Source organism: Chelatococcus caeni, from assembly GCF_014196925.1.
Classification (GTDB): Bacteria; Pseudomonadota; Alphaproteobacteria; order Rhizobiales; family Beijerinckiaceae; genus Chelatococcus_A; species Chelatococcus_A caeni.
Window position 1 is genome coordinate 383,407 of the sequence record NZ_JACIEN010000001.1, and the last position, 21,776, is coordinate 405,182.

Sequence of the window (21,776 nt, forward strand, 5' to 3'; positions counted from 1 at the left end):
CATGCTGCAAAGCTGTGAGACGCGGTCTGCATGGACCGCGAACGATGCCCCCGTTGCCGATGCCGAGACCATCGTCTCGAGCCACACGGCCGTCAACGACGAGTACCGGCATCTCGTGCTGCGCGCCGGCAGGCCGGCGACGCTCGCCGCCCCGGGCCAGTTCTTCCACCTCCTGTGCCCCGCGAGCAGCGAGGACAAGCCCTACCTGCGCCGGCCGATGAGTACCTACAAGGCCGATCCGGAGGCGGGCACGCTCGAATTCCTCTACAAGGTCGCCGGCCTCGGCACCCGCGCCCTCGCGACCTTGAAGCCGGGCGATCCCTTCCGCGTGCTCGGGCCGCTCGGCGTCGGCTTCACGCTCGACGACGGCTGGCGCCACATCGTGGTGCTCGGCCGCGGCGTCGGCCTCGCGACGCTCGCCCCGCTCGCCGAGGCCGCGGCCCGGAAGGGCATCGGCGTCACCGCCATCCTGAGCGCCCGCCGGCCGGATCTCATCATGTCCGCCGACCGCTTCGGCGCCATCGGGGCGGACGTACGCCCCGTCCTCGACACCGACGGCTCGAGCGCGCCCGAGAATGTACGGGAGATCCTCGCCGGGCTGGCCCGCGAGGGAAGGGCGGACGCCATCTTCACCTGCGGCTCCAACCGCCTGTTCCGCCTCGCCAAGGACTTTGCCCGGGAGACGGGCATCGCCGGCCAGGTCGCGCTCGAACAGCAGATGGCCTGCGGCATCGGCATGTGCTTCTGCTGCGTGCGCAAGTTCGAGGTCGACGGCGAACTCGTCGACAAGCGCGTGTGCTGGGACGGGCCCGTCTTCGACCTGAAGGAGGCCACCTCATGGTAACGGCCGTGTCTTCTCCCGCCGGTTCGTCCGTCTCCCTCGCCGTCGACGTCGGCGGGCTGCGGCTCGCGAACCCCGTCATGCCGGCCTCGGGCACCTTTGCCGAGGGGCTCGACAAGGTCATGGACCTCAATCGCCTCGGCGCCTTCGTGACGAAGACGATCACGCGCGAGTTCCGCGCCGGCAATCCCGTGCCGCGGGTGTGCGAGACCACCGAGGGGCTGATCAACTCCATCGGCATCCCCTCCAAGGGGCTCGATTATTTCCGCGACAACGTGGTGCCCTTCTACGGGGCCTTCTCGCCGCCGCTCGTCGTCTCGATCTCGGCCCCGACGGTGGACGACTTCGCCGCCATGGCGCGCGACCTGACCGTGGCCGGCGTCGCCGCCATCGAGGCCAACATCTCCTGCCCCAATATCGAGGAGGACGGGCGCTCCTTCGCCATGGAGCCGCGCCTGACCGAGACGGTGACGGCCGCCATGCGCAAGGCGACGCCCCTGCCGTTGTGGGTGAAGCTGACGCCGAACACCGGCGACATCGTCGCCGTCGCTCGCGCCGCGGAGGCAGGCGGGGCCGATGCGGTGGTGGTCGCCAACACCATCCTCGCCATGCGCATCGACACCGAGACCTTCCGGCCCAAGCTCGGCAACGTGCTCGGCGGCCTCTCGGGGCCGGCGGTGAAGCCCATCGCCCTGCGCATGGTCTACCAATGCGCCGACAAGCTCACCATTCCCGTCATCGGCTGCGGCGGCATCGCCACGCCGGAGGACGCGGTGGAGTTCATGCTCGCCGGCGCCCGCGCCGTGCAGGTGGGCACGACCACCTTCGTGCGTCCGACGGCGATGATCGACGTCATCGAGGGGCTCTCGGCCTTCTGCGCCCGCCGTGGCATCGCCGATGTCAACGAACTCGTCGGCGCGGTCGTCGACGGCAACACGGCCCCGGAAGAGGCGGAGGCCGTGCTGTGAAGCCGCTCGCCCATCCGATGCGCAACGAGCGCGACTGGGAGGCGCTGGCCGGGGAGGTCTTCGCCGAACTGCGCCAGCTCGGCTTCGACGGCGTCGGCATCACCCGCCAGGCCTTCGCCGAGGGCGAGGCGGCAGCGATGGCCGTGATGGAGCGCCTTGCCGGGCGCGAGGGCCTTCTCGCCGCGCGCGATGCCGGCGACAATCTCGTCGTCTCGCTGCCCGACGAGGCGCCCGGGCCCTACATCCTCGTCGGCTCGCATCTCGATTCCGTGCCGCGCGGCGGCAATTTCGACGGTGCGGCGGGCGTGCTCGCCGGGCTCATGGTGCTGGCGCGCATGAAGAGCGAGGGCGTCACGCCGCCGCGGCCCGTGCGCGTCATCGGCCTGCGCGGCGAGGAATCGCCCTGGTTCGGCAAGCCCTACATCGGCTCCTCCGCCCTGCTCGGGGCGCTGAAGCCGCAGGACCTCGACCTCAGGCAGCGTGACGGCGCGCGCAGCCTCGCCGAGGCGCTCGCGGGTGTCGGCATCGACGTCGAGAAGGTGAGGGAGGGCGCGCCCCTCGTCGACAAGCGCGACATCGCCGCCTTCCTCGAGCTGCACATCGAGCAGGGCCCGGTGATGGTCGCCCGCGAATGGCCGACGGCGGTCGTCACCGGCATCCGCGGCAACATCCGCCACCAGCGCATCCTGTGCCAGGGGCAGGCCGGCCATTCCGGCGCCGTGCCGCGCTGGCTGCGCAAGGATGCGGTCTTCGCCCTCGCCGAGCTCGTCTCGCGGCTCGACGAGCACTGGCGCGTGCTCTTGGAGCGCGGCCTCGATCTCGTCGTCACCGTCGGCATCGTCGCGACGGACCCCGAGGACCACGCGACGACGCGCATTCCGGGCGAGGTCGCCTTCTCCTTCGAGATCCGCAGCCAGAGCCGCGAGACGCTCGAAGCCTTCTACGTGCTCTTCGAGACGGAATGCGCCAATATCGCCCGGGAGCGGGGCGTGAAGTTCGTCTTCGACCGGCGGCAGGACGCTGCGCCCGGGCGCATGGACGAAGGCTGGGTGAAGCGCCTCGTCGAGGCCTCGCGCCGCCTCGGCCTGCCGGCCGAGACCATCGCGAGCGGGGCGGGGCACGACGCCGCCGTCTTCGCCAATGCCGGCATCCCGGCGGCCATGGTCTTCGTGCGCAACGAGCATGGCTCGCACAATCCGGACGAGGCGATGGAGATTGCCGATTTCCTTGCCGGCGTCGATCTGCTCTATGAGGCCCTGACGAAGGAGCCGTAAGATGACCGAGACCATCACCATCCGCCGCCCGGACGACTGGCACGTGCACCTGCGCGACGGCGCCATGCTGAAGGCGGTGCTGCCCTTCACCGCCGCGCAGTTCGGCCGCGCCATCATCATGCCGAACCTGGTGCCGCCGGTGACGACGACGGCGATGGCCGATGCCTATCGCGCGCGCATCATGGCCGCCCTGCCGGCGGGCAGCCGCTTCGAGCCGCTGATGACGCTCTACATGACGGACGACACCGACCCGGCCGATGTCGTCTCCGGCTACGAGAACGGGCGCATCGCCGCGGTGAAGCTCTACCCGCAGCACGCGACGACGAACTCGCATTTCGGCGTCACCGATATCGAGAAGATCCATCCCGTGCTCGCCGCCATGGAGAAGGCGGGGGTGCCGCTGCTCATCCACGGCGAGGTGACGCGGCCGGACGTCGACATCTTCGACCGCGAGGCGGTGTTCATCGACACGGTGCTCGACCCGCTGGTGCAGCGCTTTGCCGGCCTCAGGGTCACGCTCGAGCACGTGACGACGAAGGAGGGCGTGGACTACGTGACCGGGGCGCGCGAGCGCGTCGGCGCCACCATCACGCCGCACCACCTCATCTTCAACCGCAACGCCATCTTCCAGGGCGGCATCCGCCCGCACTACTACTGCCTGCCCATCGCCAAGCGCGAGGTGCATCGGCAGGCGCTGCGGCAGGCGGCGACGTCGGGCAATGCGCGCTTCTTCCTCGGCACCGACACCGCCCCGCACACCCGCGCCGCCAAGGAAGCGGCCTGTGGATGCGCGGGCCTGTTCGTGGCGCCCGTCGCGCTTGCGTGCTATGCGCAGGTTTTTGAGGAGGAGGGCGCTCTCGACAGGTTCGAGGCTTTCGCGAGCCTCAACGGCCCGCGCCACTACGGCCTGCCCGTCAACGAGGGAACGATCACCCTCGTGCGCCGGCCGCGGATGGTCGCCGAGGACGTCTCTCTTCCCGCAGGCGAGGCGGTGCACGTCTTCCGTGGCGGCGAGACGGTATCGTGGGCGGTCGCCGACGCGGACAGCGCCGTGGCCGCCGTCGCCTGATTGGACAACCGAACCGGGGGCCGAGGGACCATGGACAAGTCATTCATCGCTTCACAGACGGCCCGCATGATGCTGGAGGTCCAGGCCATCCAGTTCAACGCCGAGAAGCCCTTCATCTTCACCTCGGGCTGGGCGAGCCCGGTCTATGTCGACTGCCGCAAGCTCATCTCCTTCCCGCGCCTGCGCCGGCGGCTGATGGACTTCGCCGCCGAGCAGATCCTGTCCGAGATCGGCACCGAATCATTGGACGCTGTGGCCGGCGGCGAGACGGCGGGCATCCCCTTCTCCGCCTGGCTGGCGGACCGGCTGATGCTGCCGATGCTCTACGTGCGCAAGAAGGCCAAGGGCTTCGGCCGCAACGCGCAGATCGAGGGTGACATCAAGGAGGGCGCGCGCGTCCTGCTCGTCGAGGACCTGACGACGGACGGGCGCTCCAAGCTCGCCTTCGCCGAGGCCCTGCGCCGCGCCGGCGCCGACGTGCAGCACACCTTCGTCGTCTTCCACTACGGCATCTTCAAGGAGAGCACGGCGACGCTCGCCGAGCACGGCATCAAGATGCACGCCCTCGCCACCTGGTGGGACGTGCTCGCCGAGGCGCGCGAGCGCGGCTACTTCGCCACGAGCACCCTCGACGAGGTGGAGAAGTTCCTGCACGCCCCGGCCGAATGGTCGGCCAAGCACGGCGGCAAGTCGGATTTCTGAGAAGAGCGGCAGTGGGGAGGTGGGCAGTCGGGAGTGGGCAGTCGGGCAAGCGGCAGTCGGCAATAGGCGGTCTGGCGATCGGTAGTTGGGCGACCGGCGGTCGGGCGATCGGCAGGCCCCGCATGCAGCACGCCATGCGCAGTCCCTAGCGCGTCATGGCCGGGCTTGTCCCGGCCATCCACGCCTTTCCAGCTCGGGTGCCGGCGTGGGGGCATGGGATGGCCGTGACAAGCCCGGCCATGACGCTGGAAAGGCTCAGCCCGGGCGATTGGGGATGCTGCGCATGCGTCCTGGCCGATTGCCGATTGCCGTCTAAAAAATTTGATCCGTGTCGTCTTTTGGGATAGCGTCCCTTTTTAACGTGCACTGTGAGGGAGCGATGGACACGCGCGCGTTGCTTGAGTGGTTCCGCCAGCAGAACGAGGGTCTGCGCACCTATTCGTCCCTGCGAGAATTGTGCGCCAAGGACATGGCCCCGGGCGCTCCCGATGCGGCGGTGCGACAGCTCCTCGTCTGCGCGCTCGACGGTTTCATCGACCGCTATTTCGGCGAGCCCTTCACCAGCGAGGTGGCCCGCACGGCGCGCGAGAACACGCTCAAGATGCTCGAGGAAGCAGCGGCGGCGAGCGATGCGGATGCGGCCGGCAAGGTCGCCGCGCTCGACAAGCTGGCCTTCCGCCAGATCGCCGACTGAGCGCACCCGGCCACCACCTTCGGCTGAAGCCGTGACCGCTGCCGCGGTCGCGGCTTTTTGCGTTTTGGCGCCGCCGCCGCAAGGGAGACGATGCCCACCCAAGAGGCTGCGATTTTTGCGAAAGTCGCTTGAACACGACCTCGGGCCTCCCCTATTGTAACGATTTAAAGAACCAATTCGCCAGAAGGCGATGGACAAGGGCGAGCCGATGAACGGTCGCTCCAACGGGACCGGAAACATTCGAGAGAGGAGACCTTGATGCGCAGGACCTTCCTGAAAACGCTTGTTGCCGCGGCGGCCGCGGCGACGCTCGCCCTGCCGGGCGCGGCGCTGGCGGCCTATCCGGAGCGGCCGATCACCATGATCGTGCCGTGGGGTGCTGGCGGCGGTACCGATGCGACGGCCCGCATCGTCGGCTCGCTCCTCGAGAAGGAACTCGGCCAGCCGGTCAATGTCGTCAACCGCACGGGCGGCTCGGGCGTGGTGGGGCACGCGGCCATCGCCGACGCTGCGCCGGACGGCTACACCCTCGGCATCATCACCGTCGAGATCGGCATGATGCACTGGCAGGGGCTGACGCAGCTCACCTACGAGAGCTACACGCCGCTCGCCCTCATGAACATCGACCCCGCCGGCGTGCAGGTGCGTGCCGACGCGCCCTACAAGGACGTCAAGGAGCTGCTCGCCGCCATCAAGGCGAACCCGGGCAAGTTCAAGGCCTCGGGCACCGGCCAGGGCGGCATCTGGCACCTCGCCCTCGCCGGCATGCTGGCGATGGACAGCATCCCGCCGAACGCGGCGCCGTGGGTGCCGTCGAACGGTGCGGCCCCGGGCCTGCAGGATCTCGTGGCCGGGGGCGTCGAGGTCGTCACCTGCTCCGTGCCGGAGGCGCGCTCGCTCATCGACGCAGGCCGCGTCAAGAGCCTCGCCATCATGGCCGACAAGCGCAGCGACGCCTTCCCTGACCTGCCGACCCTGAAGGAAGCGGCCGGCATCGACTGGACGCTCGGCGCCTGGCGCGGTTTTGCCGCTCCGAAGGGCCTGCCGGCCGACATCCAGGACCAGCTCATCGCCGCGCTCGACAAGATCTACAAGAGCGCCGAGTTCCAGGACTTCATGAAGGGCCGCGGCTTCGGCGTGTCCTGGGCCCCCAAGGATGAGTTCGTCGACTTCATGAAGCAGAGCAACGAATCGCTCGGCACCGTCATGAAGGAACTCGGGCTCGCCAAGTAAGGCGCCCGACGGGTCAGGCGCCTCACCACTCAGGCGCGTCATCGAGGTCGCCCGTGGCACGGCTCGCCCATGCCACGGGCCACCGCATCGATCCGCCCCGGACCGTTCATCAGGCGCCGCGAGACGCAGTTCATGGTCAAATCGGACATCATCATCGGCCTCATCCTGACGGTGCTCGGGGTGACGGTCATCCTTCACGCCCAGTCCTTCCCCGCCATCCCCGGCCAGGAATACGGCGCCGCCGTCTTCCCTGTGCTGATCGCGAGCGCGCTCGCGGCCTGCGGCGTCCTTCTCGCCTTCGGCGCCTGGCGGCGCAGGGCCTCGCTCGCGGCGGTCGATGTCGAGCACAGGATGGCCGGCATCACGCCCGCCGGCTGGATGAAGGGGCTGGCGACGATCGCGCTCGTCGTCGCCTATTGCCTGTTCGCCGACCGCATCGGCTTCATCCCCGTGATGGCCGTGGTGCTGGTCGGGGGCATGCTCATGCTGGGCGTGCGCTGGTGGGTGGCGCTCCTCGTCAGCGCGGCAACGATCTTCGTGATCTACCAGCTCTTCGTCGTCCTGATGCGGGTTCCGCTGCCGCGCGGATTGCTCGCACCGTTCCTCTGAGGCGCCCATGCAAGCCATCGAGAAAGCCTTCGGGCTCGTCGCCACGCCGGGCGTGCTCATATCCGTTCTGCTCGCCTCGGCCTTCGGCATGGTCATCGGCGCCATCCCGGGCCTGACGGCGACCATGGCGATCGCGCTGCTCGTGCCGATCACCTTCTTCATGGATCCGCTGCCGGCCGTCGGCGCCATGATCGCCTGCTCGGCCATGGCCATCTTCGCCGGCGACATTCCGAGCACCTTGCTGCGCATCCCCGGCACGCCCGCCTCCGCCGCCTATACGGACGAGGCCTATGCCATGACGCGCAAGGGCGAGGCGGAGACGGCGCTCGGCGCCAACCTCCTGTTCTCGGCCATCGGCGGCCTGTTCGGCACGGCCGTCCTCATCGTCGCCGCGCCGGCCCTTGCCGAGGTAGCGCTCCGGTTCTCGTCCTTCGAATATTTCTGGCTCGCGGTGCTGGGCCTGACCTGCGCCATCTTCATCGGCGCGGTCTCGCCCCTGAAGGGCCTTATCAGCCTCTTCATCGGCCTGCTCGTCGCCACCGTCGGGCTCAACAACCCCGCCGGCGTGCCGCGCTTCACCTTCGGCTATACGGAGCTGATGGGCGGCGTCGATTTCATCCCGGCGATGATCGGCCTCTTCGCCGTCTCCGAGGTGCTGCGCGCCATGGTGCACGGCGCCACCGACCTCAAGGTGACGCAGAGCCGCGTGGGCAACCTCTTCCGCAACTGGGGCGGAATGGTGCGCACCTACTGGCGCCAGCAGGTGCGCGGCAACGCGCTCGGCACGGCCGTCGGCATCCTGCCCGGCGCGGGCGCCGACATCGCCGCCTGGGTTGCCTATGCGATGTCGAAGAAGTTCTCGAAGACGCCCGAGAAATTCGGCAAGGGCCATGTCGAGGGCATCGTCGAGAGCACCTCGGCCAACAATGCGGCGCTCGGCGGCGCGTGGGTGCCGGCGCTCGTCTTCGGCATCCCGGGCGATTCCATCACCGCCGTCGTCATCGGCGTGCTCTTCATCAAGGGGCTCAACCCCGGGCCGACGCTCTTCATCAACAATCCCGAGAGCATCTACGCCGTCTTCCTCATCTTCATCCTCGCCAATCTCTTCATGATCCCGCTCGGCTGGGCGGTCATGAAGGGGGCCACCGTCATCCTGCGCGTGCCGCGGCGCGTGCTGATGCCGCTCATCCTCGGCTTCTCGATGATCGGCGCCTTCGCCGTCAACAACACGGCCTACGGCATCGTCATCATGCTCGCCTTCGGCGTGCTCGGCTTCCTCATGGAGGAGAACGACATCCCCGTCGCGCCCTGCATCCTCGGCATCGTGCTCGGGCCGATGATCGAGGAGAATTTCGTGACCTCGATGATCAAGTCGGACGGCAGCTTCATTGCCTTCTTCGAGCGGCCGATCGCCGGCGTGCTGGGCGTCTTCACCATCCTCGTGGTGCTGAGCCCCCTCATCGGCATGGCGCTGCGGCGCATGCGGCGCCCGGCGGCGAACGCGGCGTGACGGGGAGGGGCCACGGCTCCCCAGCAGAAGAACCCTGTGCCCCGGACGCGCTGCAGCACGAAATGATGCGGCGCAGATCCGGGGCCCGTTCATTTGGAGCCTTCGGCAGGTTCTTGCGCTGGTTCCCGGCGCGCATTCCGCTTCGCTGCATGCGTCCCGGAAACGCGGTTGCGCGACTGCGGGTCGCCCCTCGGTCGTCACGGCCGGGCTCGTTGTTCAGCCCGGAGACATCGCCGAAGGCTGTTCGGGAAGATGAAGATCATCATCGCATCGATTGGGCTTGAGGGAGGCCATCCACGCCTTTCAACCCCGCTGCGCGAGCGTCGGCGGCGTGGATGCCCGCGACGAGCGCGGGCATGACGGCGGAAACAGCTGCGCAAATAGAACGGGAAGAGTGTGGCACAACCTCTCCACCCGTCTTGGCCGGGCTTGTCCCGGCCATCCACGCCTTTCAATCCTGCGCGCGTGTCACGGCGGGGATGCCCGCGACGAGCGCGGGCATGACGTGGAGACGGCTGCGCAAACGGAGCGGGGAGCGTGGCACAACCTCTCCACCCGTCTTGGCCGGGCTTTTCCCGGCCATCCACGCCTTTCAATCCCGCGCGAGCGTCACGGCCTGGATGCCCGCGACAGGCGCGGGCATCACGCGGCGGCGGCTCCTGGCTGGTTGCCTCACACCGGCGGCGTCTTGCCCGTGCCGAGGTCCCAGTAGAGCCCGGCCATGAGGCCGAGCGCCTCGCGGGCGATCGCGACCGGCAGGTGCTCGTTCGGCGCATGCTGCGAGCAGCCGGGATAGGAGTGCGGCACCCAGATGGTGCGCAGGCCGAGCACCTCCGAAAAGATGTCGTTGGGCAGCGAGCCGCCGAGATTGGGCAGGATCGCCGGCTTCTTGCCGGTGGTCTGCGCGATGGAGCCGACCGCCCAGGTCACCCACGGGTCCTCCGGGTCGAGCCGGGTGGCGTGGAAGATCTCGTCGCGGCTCTTCTCGACCTTGACCATCGCGAAGCCGTGCCGGGCGAGGTGACGGCGCAGGGCCGGCAGCACCTCCTCGGGGTCGACGCCGACGACGAAGCGCAGCTGGCAGCGCGCCCAGGCCTTGGGCGGCACGGCATTGACCGGCGTCTCCGGATTGCCGGCCTTCATGGCGAGCACGTCGAAGGAGCACCAGCCGAAGACCTGCTCGGCCGGGCTGAGGCCGGGCTCGCCCCAGTCGGGATCGATGGTCGGACCGTCCGGCCCGCCGTCCACCTCGCAATCGGCGAGCACGCGGCGCACGCCCTCGGACAGCTCCTTCGGCACCCACTCGTGGATGCGGATCTGCCCGGTCGGCGACACGATGGTCGCGATCGCGTGGGCGAGCTGGATGGCGGGATCCGACAGGAGGCCGCCCCAGTTGCCGGAATGGTGGCCGCCCTCGCGGGCATCGATCGTCATGTCGAAGGTCACGCCGCCACGCGAGCCGAGGAAGACCGTCGGCCGCTCGGCATTGAGCCGCGGCCCGTCGGAGCCGATGAGCACATCGGCCTTGAGCAGCTCCTTCTGCTCGGCGCAGAGCTCGCGCAGGCCGGGCGAGCCCATCTCCTCGCCCATCTCGATGAGGTACTTGGCGTTGAAGCCGAGCTTGCCGCGCGTCTCCAGCACGGCCTTCAGCGCCGCGATGTTGATGACGTGCTGACCCTTGTTGTCGACGACGCCGCGGCCGTACCAGCGGTCGCCCACCTCGGTCAGCTGCCAGGGCGAGAGACCCTCTTTCCAGTCCCTGTCGAGGCCGCGGATGACGTCGCCGTGGCCGTAGCCGAAGATGGTCGGCAGGGCGGGATTCTCGATGCGCTCGGCATAGAGGAAGGGGGCGCGCGCCTTCGGGTGTTCGAGGAGGCGGCAGGCGAAGCCGAGCGCCTCGAGCGCGGGTACCATCTCCTTGACGAGGTAGTCGCGCAGCACGGGCGCGCGGTCCGGGTTCTGGCTCTCGGTCGGCATGGCGACGAGGCGCGTCAGGTCGGTCTTGAGGGCTCCGGAATCGAAGTAGTCTTCGGCGCGGGCGATGGCCGCTTCACGGGTCATGGTGGCTGAAACTCCTTGCGGGTAGACGGCGGGGCTCAGGGCGCCACCGCCGGGAAGGGAGAGACCTGCTCGTAGGCGCGCACGAGCTGCAGCACGGAGAGGTCGTCGCGCGGCCGCCCCACGAGCTGCATGCCCATGGGCAGGCCGGCCGCATTGAAGCCGACGGGGACGGAGACGGCAGGGCAGCCGGAGAGGGTGACGGGCGCCACCACCTCCATCCAGCGGTGGTAGCTGTCCATCGCGCGGCCGGCGATCGCCTTCGGCCATTCCTCCTCGATCGGGAAGGGGAAGACCTGCGCCGTCGGCAGGGCGAGATAGTCGAAGCGCTCGAAGAGCCTGAGCACGCTCGCGTACCACGCCGAGCGCACGGTGCTCGCCTCGTAGAGCGCGTAGGCGCTCAGCCGCCGGCCGCCCTCGATCTCCCAGCGCACGGCGAACTTGAGCTGCTCGCGCTTCGCCGGATCGTCGTAGAGCGCCTTCAGCTTGCCGCCGACCATGAAATGGCGCAGCGCGACGAATGCCTGCCACAGGGCTTCGAAGTCGAAGGCCGGCACATGCGGCTCGACGATGAGGCCGGCGTCGGCGAGATGCCGCAGGCCGCCCTCGCACAGGGCGAGGATGCCGTCCTCCATGGCAAGGTGCCCGCCGAGGTCGCCGAGCCAGGCGATGCGCCTGCCCTTGAGGTCGGCATCGAGCGCGGCTTCGTAGTCGGGCCCGCCGCCGTCGAGCGACAGCGGAGCGCGCGGATCGTGCCCCGCCTGTACGGAAAGGAGCCGCGCGAGGTCCGCCGCATTGCGCGCCATCGGCCCCTCGGTGCCGAGCTGGGTGAAGAAGCCTTCCGGCGCCGGCAGGCTCGGCACGCGGCCCTGGGACGGGCGGAAGCCGAAGATGTTGTTGTAGGCGGCCGGGTTGCGCAGCGAGCCGCCGAAGTCGCTGCCGTCGGCGACGGGCAGCATGCGCGTGGCGAGCGCCACGGCCGCCCCGCCGCTCGATCCGCCGGCCGTGCGGGCGGGCGCATAGGCATTGCGCGTCGCGCCGAAGACGGGGTTGTAGGTGTGGGAGCCGAGGCCGAATTCCGGCGTGTTCGTCTTGCCGATGATGATGGCGCCGGCGGCGCGCATGCGGGCGACCGCGATGGCATCGGCCAGCGGCACGAAATCGGCGAAGAGCGGCGAGCCGAAGGTGGTGGTGAGGCCCTTCGTCGGCGCGAGGTCCTTGATGGCCTGGGGCAGCCCGTGCAGCGGACCCGCCGCCTCGCCCCGGGCGAGCGCGGCGTCCGCCGCATCCGCCTCGGCGAGGATGTCCTCGCGTGGGCGCAGGGACACGATGGCGTTGTAGGTCGGGTTGATCGCCGCGATATGGTCGAGGAAGGCGCCGACCACCTCGCGCGCCGAGACGTCGCGCCGCGCGATGAGGCGGGCGAGCGTCCCGGCGTCGAGGCGGCACAGCTCCGGCGCCTTGCCGGTGACGTCGCCCGTGGGGTTCGCTGCAGCAAGGCGCATGGCGCTTCTCCTTCAGTGGGGCGCCGGGGCCTGCCCGTGGAGATGGCAGGCGACGGCGCCGTTCTCGTCGCGCAGGATCTGCGGCACCACGCTCCCGCATTGCGGCAGCCGCTCGGGGCAGCGCGGGTGGAAGGGGCAGCCCGAGGGCGGGTTGAGCGGATCGGGAAAGGCGATGCCGAGCCCCGTGTCCGGGATGCCGAGCCCGGGCTCCGGCGTCAGCACCGAGGCGAGCAGCGCCTTGGTGTAGGGATGGCGCGGGGCCTTGAAGAGCGCCTCCGTCTCGGCGAGCTCGACGACGCGGCCGAGGTACATCACCGCGACGCGCGTCGCGATGTGCTCGACGACGGCGAGGTTGTGGCTGATGAAGACATAGGTGAGGTTGAGCTCGCGCCTGAGGTCCATCAAGAGGTTGAGGATCTGCGACTGCACCGACACGTCGAGCGCCGAGGTCGGCTCGTCGCAGACGACCACCTCGGGCTTCATGACGAGCGCGCGCGCGATGGCGACGCGCTGGCGCTGGCCGCCGGACAGCTCGCGCGGGTAGCGGTCGGCGAAGCGCTGCGGCAGGCCGACCTTGTCGAGCATCTCGATCGTCATCTTCCGCCGCTCGGCCGCCGTGCCGATGCCGTGCACCTCGAGCGGCAGGGCGACGATGGAGGCGATGGTGCGGCGCGGATTGAGCGAGGAATAGGGATCCTGGAACACCGGCTGCACGCGCCGGGCCATGCCCTTGCGGCCGAGGCTGCGGATGTCCTGCCCCTCGAGCGTGATCGCGCCGGCACTCGGCGGCAGGAGGCCGAGCAGCATGCGCGCGAGGGTGGACTTGCCGCAGCCGGATTCGCCGACGATGGCGAGCACCTCGCCCTGGCGGATGTCGAGCGAGATGCCGTTCACGGCATGGAGCGTGCGCTTGCCCTTGAACATGCCACGACTCACCTCGAAGGAGCGGGTGAGGTCGTGCGCTTCGATGAGAGCCGTCATGCCGCGTTCTCCAGGATGCAGCGCCAGCGGTGGCCGTCCGCGGTCTCGCGCACGGGCGGGGCGTCGAGGCAGGCCTGTTGGGCCTTGGTGCAGCGATCACGGAAGCTGCAGCCGCGCACCTCCCCGACGAGCGAGGGCACGACGCCCGGAATGACGCCGAGGCGCCCGCCGGGCTCGGTACGGCCGGGCACCGGGATGCACTCGATCAGCCCCTGCGTGTAGGGATGGCGCGGGGCGTTGAAGAGGGAGGTCGTCGGGCCCTCCTCGACGATCTGGCCCGCATACATCACCGCCACCCGGTCGGCGATGCGCGCCACGATGCCGAGGTCGTGCGTGATCAGCACCATGGCGATGCCGAGCTCCTGCTGCAGGTCGGCGAGCAGGCGCAGGATCTGCGCCTGGATGGTGACGTCGAGCGCCGTCGTCGGCTCGTCCGCGATGAGCAGTTCCGGCCCGCACATCAGCGCCATGGCGATCATGACGCGCTGGCGCAGGCCGCCCGACAGCTGGTGCGGATATTGCCCGAGGCGCTCGGCGGCATTGGCGATGCCCACCTTGCCGAGGAGGAACACGGCCCGCTCGCGCGCCTCAGCCTCCGAGGCCTTCTTGTGCAGGCAATAGGCTTCGACGAGCTGGTTGCCGATGGTGTAGGCGGGGTTGAGCGCCGTCATCGGCTCCTGGAAGATCATCGACATGCGGTTGCCGCGCAGCGCGTTGATACGGCTCTTGCCGGCGCGCGACAGGTCCTCGCCCGCGAAGGCGAGGCGCCGCGCGCTCTTCGTCGCGGCCTTCGGCAGGAGGTCCATGATCGCGAGCGAGGTCATGGACTTGCCGCAGCCCGATTCACCGACGAGGCAGAGCGTCTCGCCGCGCTTCACGGAAAAGGAGATGTCGCGCACGGCGTGCAGCGTGCCGCCCGCGGTCCTGATGTCGACGCTGAGGCCGTCGATCTCGAGAACGATGTCGCTGGAATTGGCCATGCCGTCAGCTCCGTCCTTCGGGGGCGATGATGTCGCGCAGGCCGTCGCCGGCGAGGTTGATGGCGAAGATGAGCAGCGCCAGCGCCGTGCCGGGGATGGCGATGAGCCAGAAGGAGAAGAACATGTAGGCCTTCGCCTCCGAGATCATCAGGCCCCAGGAGGGCAGGGGCGGCTGCACGCCGAGGCCGAGGAAGGAGAGGGCGGCTTCGAGCAGGATGGCGCTCGCCGCCTCCAGCGTCGCGACGACGATGAGGTGCGGGGCGATGTTGGGCAGCACTTCGCGCAGGACGATGCGCGTCGTCGAGGCGCCGGCCGCCTCCGCCGCCGCCACATAGTCGAGCGAGCGCACCTGTTGCGTCGCGCTGCGCATGACGACGGCGAAGCGGTCCCATTTCAGGAAGCCGAGCACCAGGATGACGATCCACAGCGAGCCGCCGATCATGGCGACGACGGCGAGCGCCACGAGGATCACCGGCATCGACAGGCGCGTGGTGACGAGGAAGGTGACGAGCATGTCGACCTTGCCGCCGAAATAGCCGGCCGCGAGCCCGAGCGTCGTGCCGATGAGGCCGGAGATGATGACGACGCTGATGCCGATGAGCAGCGAGATGCGTGCCCCGTAGATGACGCGCGAGAGATAGTCGCGCCCGAGCTGGTCGGTGCCCAGCGGGTGGACCCAGGAGCCCTTGGCGTACCAGAAGGGCGGCACGTTGCGGGCGCTGAGGTTCTGCAGATAGGGATCGTGCGGCGCGAGCACCGGCGCAAGGAGCGCGATGAGCACGATGACGGCGAGGATGCCGACGCCGATGACGAAGGCCTTCTGCCCCAGCACGCGGCGCATGAGGCGGGAGAAGGCGGTGGGCTCTGCCGCGGCGGGCAGGGAAAGCGGTTCGCTCGTCATGTCATGCCACCCGGATGCGCGGGTCGAGCCAGGCGTTCGCGATATCCGCCGCGAGCGTCAGCAGGACGTAGAGGACGGAGAGCATGAGGACGATCACCTGCATCACGGGAAAATCCTTGAAGGTGATGCTCTGGTAGGCGAGGTAGCCGAGCCCATCGAGGGCGAAGATGGTCTCGATGACCACCGAGCCGCCGAGCAGGAAGCCGAGCTGCACGGCCGTGAGGGCGACGACCGGCACCACCGCGTTGCGCAGGGCGTGCTTGAAGATGACCTTGCGCGTCGGCAGGCCCTTGGCGCGGGCGGTGCGGATGTAGTCCGCCGACAGCACCTCGATCATGCCGGCGCGGATGAGCCGCATGAAGGCCGGCGCGACGTAATAGCCGAGCGCGATGGTCGGCATGATGAAGTTCGCCCATGTCTTCGAGCCCGAGACCGGCAGCCAGCGCAGCGTGATGGAGAACAGCATCACGAGGATGAGGGCGAAGAAGAAGTTGGGCAGCGCCTGCCCGACGACGGCGATGGCGAGCGCCAGGCGGTCGATCCAGCTGTTGGCATAGACGGCGGCGAGCACGCCGAGCGGGATCGAGACGAGGAGCGCGAAGCCGAGGGAGAGGACGCCGAGCAGCAGCGTCGTCGGCAGCTTGGCGAAGACGAGCGTGGCGACATCGGTCTTGAAGTAGATCGACGTGCCGAAGTCACCCCGGAGCGTGTTCCACAGCCACTCGACATATTGCACCACGAGGGGCCGGTCGAGGCCGTAGGTGCGCCGCACGAGCTCGATGTCCTCCTGTCGCGCGCCCTCGCCGGCGATCGCGATGGCGACATCGCCCGACATGCGCAAGAGGAAGAAGGCGATGGCCGAGACGGCGAGCGCAACGAGCAGCGCCAGCCCCAGCCGTTTCAGAATATAGCCGATCATGGGCCGTTCTCCGGGCTCTTGCTCCGGTTGGGCGCCAACTCCCCTCCCCCTTGTGGGGAGGAGTAGGGGTGGGGGTCGTCACCGGCGAGTGTGCCGCCGTTCGTTTGGCACCACCCCCCTCCCTAACCCTCCCCCACAAGGGGGGAGGGAACAGGGCGCGCACGCTCCGACGTTCAGCTGGAATAGTCCCCAGCTACTCGGGCGGTCCTTACTTCTTCCAGGTCATTTCCCAGAAGCGCGGCATCTCGTCCGGATAGGCGCGGAAGTCGAGGTCCGCCGTGGCGACGTAATAGACCGGCAGCGAATAGAGCGGCACGGCATAGGCCTTCTCGGCGATGCGGGTCAGCGCTTCCTTGTAGGAGGCGTTGCGCACGGCCGGGTCGACCGAGTTGTCGCCCTTGTTCAGCGCGTCGCGCACTTCAGGATCGCGCGAGATGTCGTCGTCGCCCATGGCGAAATAGACCGGCGTCGAGGCCGAGACGTCGTTGACCGAGAACGAGCCCCAGGTCTGGTGCGTCAGCATCGCCTTGTTGCCGCGGATCTGCTCGCGCATCGCGGCATATTGCAGGAAGCGCAGGTTGGCCTTGATGCCGACCGCCTGCAGGTAGCCGATGATGGCTTCCGTCTGGTTGCGCTCGCGATAGGCGACGATGTCGAGCTCGAGCCCGTTGGGGAAGCCCGCTTCCGCCAGGAGCGACTTGGCCTTCTCCGGGTCGTACGGATACTTCGGCGCGCCGTGGTCGGTGCAGCCGAACTGCGAGGGGAAGCAGATCGTGTTGAGCACGCGCGAGCCCTTGCCGACGATCTCCTTCACCATCGTCTCGCGGTCGATGGCGTGGATGATGGCCTTGCGCACGCGCTCGTCCTTGAGCGCGGGGGCGGGCGTGCCCTCCTGCGAATTCATCTGCATGAAGACGATGCGCATCGTCTCGCCCGAGACGACCTGCAGGTGGGGCGCGGCCTCGAGCTGCTCGGCCTGGTCCTTCGGCACGTGCATGATGAAGTCGACGCCGCCCGAGATGGCCTCGGCCATCTGCGTCTGCCGGTCCGGGATGAAGCGGATCTCGACCTTCCCGATTGTGGGCTTCGGCTTCGGCGAATCGGCGAAATAATCCGGGTTCGTCTCGAGCACGATCGACTTGCCGGGGACGTATTCCGTCACCTTGTAGGGGCCGGAGCCGACCGGCTTGTCGTTCTGGCCGGCCGGGCCGACCTTCTCGTAATATTCGTTCGGGTGGATCACGACCGGCCCGGCGAGATATTCGATGGCCGCGGGGAAGACCTTCTTGGTGGTGATGCGCACCTTGTGCTTGTCGACCTTCTCGGCCTTCTCGATCCAGCTGACGTTCTGCTGGGTGGTGACCTTGTTCTCGGGCTTCGAGACGAAATTCAGCGTGTAGACGACGTCGTCGGCGTCGAATTCCTCGCCGTTGTGGAACTTGATGCCCTCGCGCAGCTCGACCTCGAGCGTGCGGTCGTCGACCCATTTCCAGCTCTTGGCGAGCTGGCCCTTGTAGTCGTTCGTGATGGGATCGCGGTAGATCAGCGTGTCCCAGACGTGCTGACCGATGATCACGCCGATGCGGACGTTGTTGAAGAACGGATCGACGCTTTCCGGCGCCTGGTCATAGGCCATGACGACGGAATTGTCGCTCTTGCCGGCGAAGGCCGGCGCGGAGAGCGCCAGGGCGCTGACCGCGGCAAGGGTCGTGAGCTTGATCAGGTTGCGCATGTTCACCCTCTTTCTGGCGGAACGTGGCAACCCCGACGCCAACCATGACGCAGCGCCTGCGCCCTCGCGCGGCGGCTCCGTCACCGGCTCTGACCGGCTGTTCCCCGTTCCCTTGGCTGGAGGGGGCATTTTCGCCCTCCTCCGTTGCGAGCCGGCCAGGCCGGTCCGAGTGCATATTTTCAGAACACGGCTACACTTTCTGCAATTATATTGTTTGGAAACTTTCATTGCCGATTTGGCAAGGCAGAGGATGAGGCATCATGCAAGGCACGGCCCTGCGCTATTTTCTCGAGGTCGTGCGCACCGGCTCGGTGAGCGAGGCGTCGAGCCGGCTCAACGTGGCGGCCTCGGCCGTCTCGCGGCAGATCGCCAAGCTGGAGCGTGACCTCGGCAGCCGCCTGTTCGAGCGGCGGCCGCGCGGCATGGTGCTGAGCGAGGCCGGCCGCCTGCTCGCCACCTATGCGCGGCGCATGACGCTGGAAGGCGAGCGGGTCGTGGGCCGCATCCGCGAGCTCGAGGGGCTCGCCCGCGGCGAGGTGCGGATCGCAACGACCGAGGGCTTCGCGCTCGACATGATGCCCGAGGCGATCGTCGCCTTCCGCCGCCGCTACGAGGGCATCCGATTCGACCTCGCGGTGGTGCCGTTCACGGCGGTGACGCGCCTCGTGCAGAACGGCGATGTCGACATCGGCGTCACCTTCGGTCTCGCACCGTCGCCGGATGTCAAGGTGCAGCGCGCCTGGCCGGCGCCGATCCTCGCCGTGATGACGCCGGACCATCCGCTCGCCGCCCGCGAGAGCCTGACGCTGCAGGACCTGCGCGACCATCCCATCACCTTGTCGGAGGCGAACACGACGCTGCGCCAGCTCGTCGACATGGCCTGCGCCGACGAGGGAGTGGCGCTGGAGCCGGTGCTCATCACCAATTTCGTCTCCGCGCAGCGCCGCTTCGTCGAGACGAAGGGCGGCATGCTCGTCGCTTCGCCCTTGTCGATGGTCTCGGGCCTCGTTTCGGGCCGGCTCGTCGCCCGACCGGTGCGCTCCGAGCTCCTCCACCGCCGCCGCTTCGAGATCCAGACGATGCTGGACCGCACGCTGCCGACGGCGGCCGAGGCCTTCGTCGCCTTCCTCAGCGAACATATCGACAACGACCTTGCCGCGCTGTCGCAGGTGCTCGGCTTCCTCGTCTATCTCGCGCATACGGAGGCGGAAGCCGAGATTTGATCGACCGCAAGGACGTCCGCCCGGGCTGCCGTCATGGTCGGGGCAACGCCGGGCCTTCGCGCCGGCTGGTCGTTCGAGAGGTTTGTCGATGAACGAGGACAAGGCGTCCGCCTATGGCGACGAGCGCCTGCCGCGCTATACGAGCTATCCCACCGCCCCGCATTTCTCCGATGCCGTGACATCGGACGTCTATGCGCGCTGGCTGGGCGAATTGTCGCCCGATCTGTCGGCCTCGCTCTATCTGCACGTGCCGTTCTGCCGGCAGATGTGCTGGTATTGCGGCTGCAACACCACCGTAATGCGCTCGGATGCGCCGATCTCGGCCTATGTCGCCGAGCTCTGCCGCGAGATCGACACGGTGGCCGGCTGCGTGCCGCATCCGCTCAAGGTCGGCCACGTGCATTTCGGCGGCGGCACGCCGACGATCGTCGCCCCGCACGAGTTCCTGGCGCTGATGGCGCTGCTGCGCCGGCGCTTCGATCTCGGCCCCGATGCGGAAATCGCCGTCGAGATCGATCCGCGGCGCCTCGAGCGGCCGATGGCGCAGGCCCTCGGCGAGGGCGGCGTCAACCGCGCCAGCCTCGGCGTGCAGAGCTTCGATCCCGTGGTCCAGCAGGCCATCAACCGCGTGCAGAGCTATGCCGTCACGGCCGCCGCGGTCGAGATGCTGCACGAGGCGGGCATTACGGCCGTCAATTTCGACCTGATCTACGGCCTGCCGCACCAGTCCGTCCAATCCTGCCGCGAGACGGCGCGCCAGTGCCTGGCCTTGCGGCCGGCGCGGCTCTCCGTCTTCGGCTATGCGCATGTGCCCGCCTTCAAGCCGCACCAGCGGCTCATCGACGAGGCGGCGCTGCCGGACGGTGCCGAGCGGCGGCTGCAGGCGGAGGCAATCGCCGAGGTGCTCTCAACCGGCGGCTACCGCCGCATCGGCTTCGACCATTATGCCCTGCCGGGCGACGAGCTTTCCATCGCCGAGCGGGAAGGGCGTCTGCACCGCAATTTCCAGGGCTATACGAGCGACGCCTGCGACGTGCTCGTCGGCTTCGGCGCCTCTGCCATCGGCCGCCTTCCCCAGGGTTATGTGCAGAACGAGCCGCTGCCGCGCCGCTATTCCAAGCTGATCGGGGAGGGGGGCCTCGCCACCGTCAAGGGCTACACCCTGACGGCCGACGACCGGCTGCGGGCCGACATCATCGAGCGTCTCATGTGCGACCTCGTGGTCGACGTGGGCGAGATCTGCGCCCGGCACGGCACGGATCCGGCGCCGCTCATGAACGCGCCGCGGCTGGGCGACGTCGTCCGCGACGGCCTCGCCCGCATCGAGGGCCACGTCGTGCGCGTGCCCGACGAGTCCCGTTTCCTCGTGCGCAACATCGCCGCCGCCTTCGACGCCTATCTCGGCCAGGGCGGCCGCACCCACAGCCGCGCGGTGTGAGGCGCGGGACGATCCCGCACACACGCGTTCCCCGGACGCGTTGATCGAAGCGCCGTGCGGGTGGGCCCCGGCTCAGCACCGCAACATTTCATGCTGCGGTGCGTCCCGGGCACGAGGGTGTGCTGTGGTGGAAGGCGACCCTTCGGCCAGACCATGCGCGGCCCATGCCGCACAACCCCGTTTCCCGGACGCATGCAGCGAAAGCGGAATGCGATCCGGGAACCAGCGCGACAACTCGCCGAAGGCACAAACATAGGGCCTGCGTTGCGCGCTGCCAGCCGTCCGAAAAGAAAAATCGTCCGAAAGGGTCTGCCACCTTTCGGACGATCAAGGGTCGGCCCGGCAGGACCGAGAGGGACTGGAGGTCAGCCGTTGAGGCGGGCGAGGGCGGCCTTGTCGCGCAGCACGATGGTGCGGCGGCTGGCCGGTACGTCGATGACGCCCTTGCGCTCCAGCTCGGTCAGCGAGCGCGACACGGTCTCGATGGTGAGGCCCAGGTGGTCGGCGATGTCGAGCCGCGACATGGGGAGCTCGACGGCATCGGCGCCGGCGAGCCGCTCGGCCATGTCGACGAGGAAGGTCGCGATCTTCTCGATGGCGGACTTGCGGCCGAGCAGCAGCATGTGGCGCTGGGCCCGCTCGAGCGCGTGCATCATCGCGCCGAGCACCTCGCGCGAGAAGGTCTCGTCGAAGAGGAGGTCGTCGAGATCGCGCCGGCGGTAGGCGATGACGGTGGCGGCGCTGGCCGCCTCGGCGCTGAAGCGGTGCTCGGCGCCGGCCTCGACGCCGAAGACGTCGCCCGGGAAGTGGAAGGCGTCGATCTGCCGCCGGCCGTCGCTGAGGAGCTTCGACGTGCGCACGACCCCCTGGGTGACCCGGTAGAAGGACACGGCCGGATCGCCCTCGGCGAACAGCTCCTCGTCCTTGTCGAGGGTCCGCACGGAGCCGACGCCGGCCGGGCGCCGGCCCTGCGCGACCGCGGCGCGGGACAGGACGGCTGCATCGAAGTGCCTGGCGGCCGGGGCGTTCATCACGATCTGCATCTGCACCTCCTCGAGGGCACCCAAATGATTTGTTGCATGATGGGTAGCCCGGACGCGGCATGCGGAAAATTCCGCTCGATACCTAAGGGAAACCCC

At 68.8% G+C, this 21,776-nt stretch carries 19 protein-coding genes; 11 read left to right on the forward strand and 8 right to left on the reverse strand.

Annotated features, from left to right (window positions below):
• The first annotated feature begins 1 nt into the window (after position 1).
• From GGR16_RS01920 to GGR16_RS01960, 9 genes are all read left to right on the forward strand, one after another.
• Entirely contained in the window at positions 2–844 is an 843-nt protein-coding gene (locus GGR16_RS01920; RefSeq protein ID WP_183315557.1) for a dihydroorotate dehydrogenase electron transfer subunit, read from the forward strand.
• Positions 838–1,809 (forward strand): dihydroorotate dehydrogenase, encoded by a 972-nt coding sequence (locus tag GGR16_RS01925; protein ID WP_183315558.1) that lies wholly within the window; start codon positions 838–840, stop codon positions 1,807–1,809. The genes GGR16_RS01920 and GGR16_RS01925 overlap by 7 nt, the downstream gene beginning before the upstream one ends.
• Positions 1,806–3,083, forward strand: a complete 1,278-nt coding sequence (locus GGR16_RS01930) for a hydantoinase/carbamoylase family amidase (RefSeq protein WP_343059492.1) — start codon at positions 1,806–1,808, stop codon at positions 3,081–3,083. The genes GGR16_RS01925 and GGR16_RS01930 overlap by 4 nt, the downstream gene beginning before the upstream one ends.
• A 1-nt stretch (position 3,084) precedes the next feature.
• Positions 3,085–4,152 (forward strand): dihydroorotase, encoded by a 1,068-nt coding sequence (gene pyrC, locus GGR16_RS01935; protein ID WP_183315559.1) that lies wholly within the window; start codon positions 3,085–3,087, stop codon positions 4,150–4,152.
• Positions 4,153–4,182: 30 nt separating this feature from the next.
• Positions 4,183–4,854 (forward strand): orotate phosphoribosyltransferase, encoded by a 672-nt coding sequence (locus GGR16_RS01940; RefSeq protein WP_019400631.1) that lies wholly within the window; start codon positions 4,183–4,185, stop codon positions 4,852–4,854.
• Positions 4,855–5,233: 379 nt separating this feature from the next.
• Entirely contained in the window at positions 5,234–5,548 is a 315-nt protein-coding gene (locus tag GGR16_RS01945) for a hypothetical protein (protein WP_019402438.1), read from the forward strand.
• A 258-nt stretch (positions 5,549–5,806) separates the two neighbouring features.
• Entirely contained in the window at positions 5,807–6,781 is a 975-nt protein-coding gene (locus GGR16_RS01950) for a tripartite tricarboxylate transporter substrate binding protein (RefSeq protein ID WP_019402437.1), read from the forward strand.
• Between the two features lie 132 nt (positions 6,782–6,913).
• The gene (locus tag GGR16_RS01955) at positions 6,914–7,390 is read left to right on the forward strand and encodes a tripartite tricarboxylate transporter TctB family protein (RefSeq protein WP_183315560.1); all 477 of its coding nucleotides are present in this window, start codon (positions 6,914–6,916) and stop codon (positions 7,388–7,390) included.
• Between the two features lie 7 nt (positions 7,391–7,397).
• The gene (locus GGR16_RS01960; RefSeq protein ID WP_019402435.1) at positions 7,398–8,900 is read left to right on the forward strand and encodes a tripartite tricarboxylate transporter permease; all 1,503 of its coding nucleotides are present in this window, start codon (positions 7,398–7,400) and stop codon (positions 8,898–8,900) included.
• Between the two features lie 672 nt (positions 8,901–9,572).
• Here GGR16_RS01960 and GGR16_RS01965 read toward each other — a convergent pair.
• The 7 genes from GGR16_RS01965 to GGR16_RS01995 form a co-directional block, all read right to left on the reverse strand.
• Entirely contained in the window at positions 9,573–10,961 is a 1,389-nt protein-coding gene (locus GGR16_RS01965) for a M20 family metallopeptidase (protein WP_183315561.1), read from the reverse strand.
• Between the two features lie 35 nt (positions 10,962–10,996).
• Positions 10,997–12,463, reverse strand: a complete 1,467-nt coding sequence (locus GGR16_RS01970) for an amidase (RefSeq protein WP_183315562.1) — start codon at positions 12,461–12,463, stop codon at positions 10,997–10,999.
• Between the two features lie 12 nt (positions 12,464–12,475).
• Positions 12,476–13,444: an ABC transporter ATP-binding protein gene (locus tag GGR16_RS01975; protein WP_183315563.1), complete on the reverse strand. Its 969-nt coding sequence runs from the start codon at positions 13,442–13,444 to the stop codon at positions 12,476–12,478.
• Positions 13,441–14,424: an ABC transporter ATP-binding protein gene (locus GGR16_RS01980; RefSeq protein WP_183315564.1), complete on the reverse strand. Its 984-nt coding sequence runs from the start codon at positions 14,422–14,424 to the stop codon at positions 13,441–13,443. Before GGR16_RS01980 ends, GGR16_RS01975 begins: the two co-directional genes overlap by 4 nt.
• A gap of 4 nt (positions 14,425–14,428) precedes the next feature.
• On the reverse strand, positions 14,429–15,325 hold the full coding sequence (locus GGR16_RS01985; RefSeq protein WP_019402430.1) for an ABC transporter permease: 897 nt from the start codon (positions 15,323–15,325) through the stop codon (positions 14,429–14,431).
• A gap of 1 nt (position 15,326) precedes the next feature.
• Positions 15,327–16,244: an ABC transporter permease gene (locus GGR16_RS01990; RefSeq protein ID WP_019402429.1), complete on the reverse strand. Its 918-nt coding sequence runs from the start codon at positions 16,242–16,244 to the stop codon at positions 15,327–15,329.
• Positions 16,245–16,452: 208 nt separating this feature from the next.
• Entirely contained in the window at positions 16,453–17,976 is a 1,524-nt protein-coding gene (locus GGR16_RS01995) for an ABC transporter substrate-binding protein (RefSeq protein WP_019402428.1), read from the reverse strand.
• A gap of 260 nt (positions 17,977–18,236) precedes the next feature.
• Here GGR16_RS01995 and GGR16_RS02000 point away from each other — a divergent pair, with 260 nt between their 5' ends.
• Positions 18,237–19,199 (forward strand): LysR family transcriptional regulator, encoded by a 963-nt coding sequence (locus tag GGR16_RS02000; protein WP_183315565.1) that lies wholly within the window; start codon positions 18,237–18,239, stop codon positions 19,197–19,199.
• Between the two features lie 88 nt (positions 19,200–19,287).
• A complete protein-coding gene (gene hemN / locus GGR16_RS02005) occupies positions 19,288–20,637 on the forward strand; it encodes an oxygen-independent coproporphyrinogen III oxidase (RefSeq protein ID WP_183315566.1) in 1,350 nt (449 codons plus the stop codon).
• 365 nt (positions 20,638–21,002) lie between these two features.
• Here the strand turns inward: hemN and GGR16_RS02010 are convergent, their stop codons facing one another.
• Positions 21,003–21,680: a helix-turn-helix domain-containing protein gene (locus tag GGR16_RS02010; RefSeq protein WP_245258896.1), complete on the reverse strand. Its 678-nt coding sequence runs from the start codon at positions 21,678–21,680 to the stop codon at positions 21,003–21,005.
• Between the last annotated feature and the right edge of the window lie 96 nt (positions 21,681–21,776).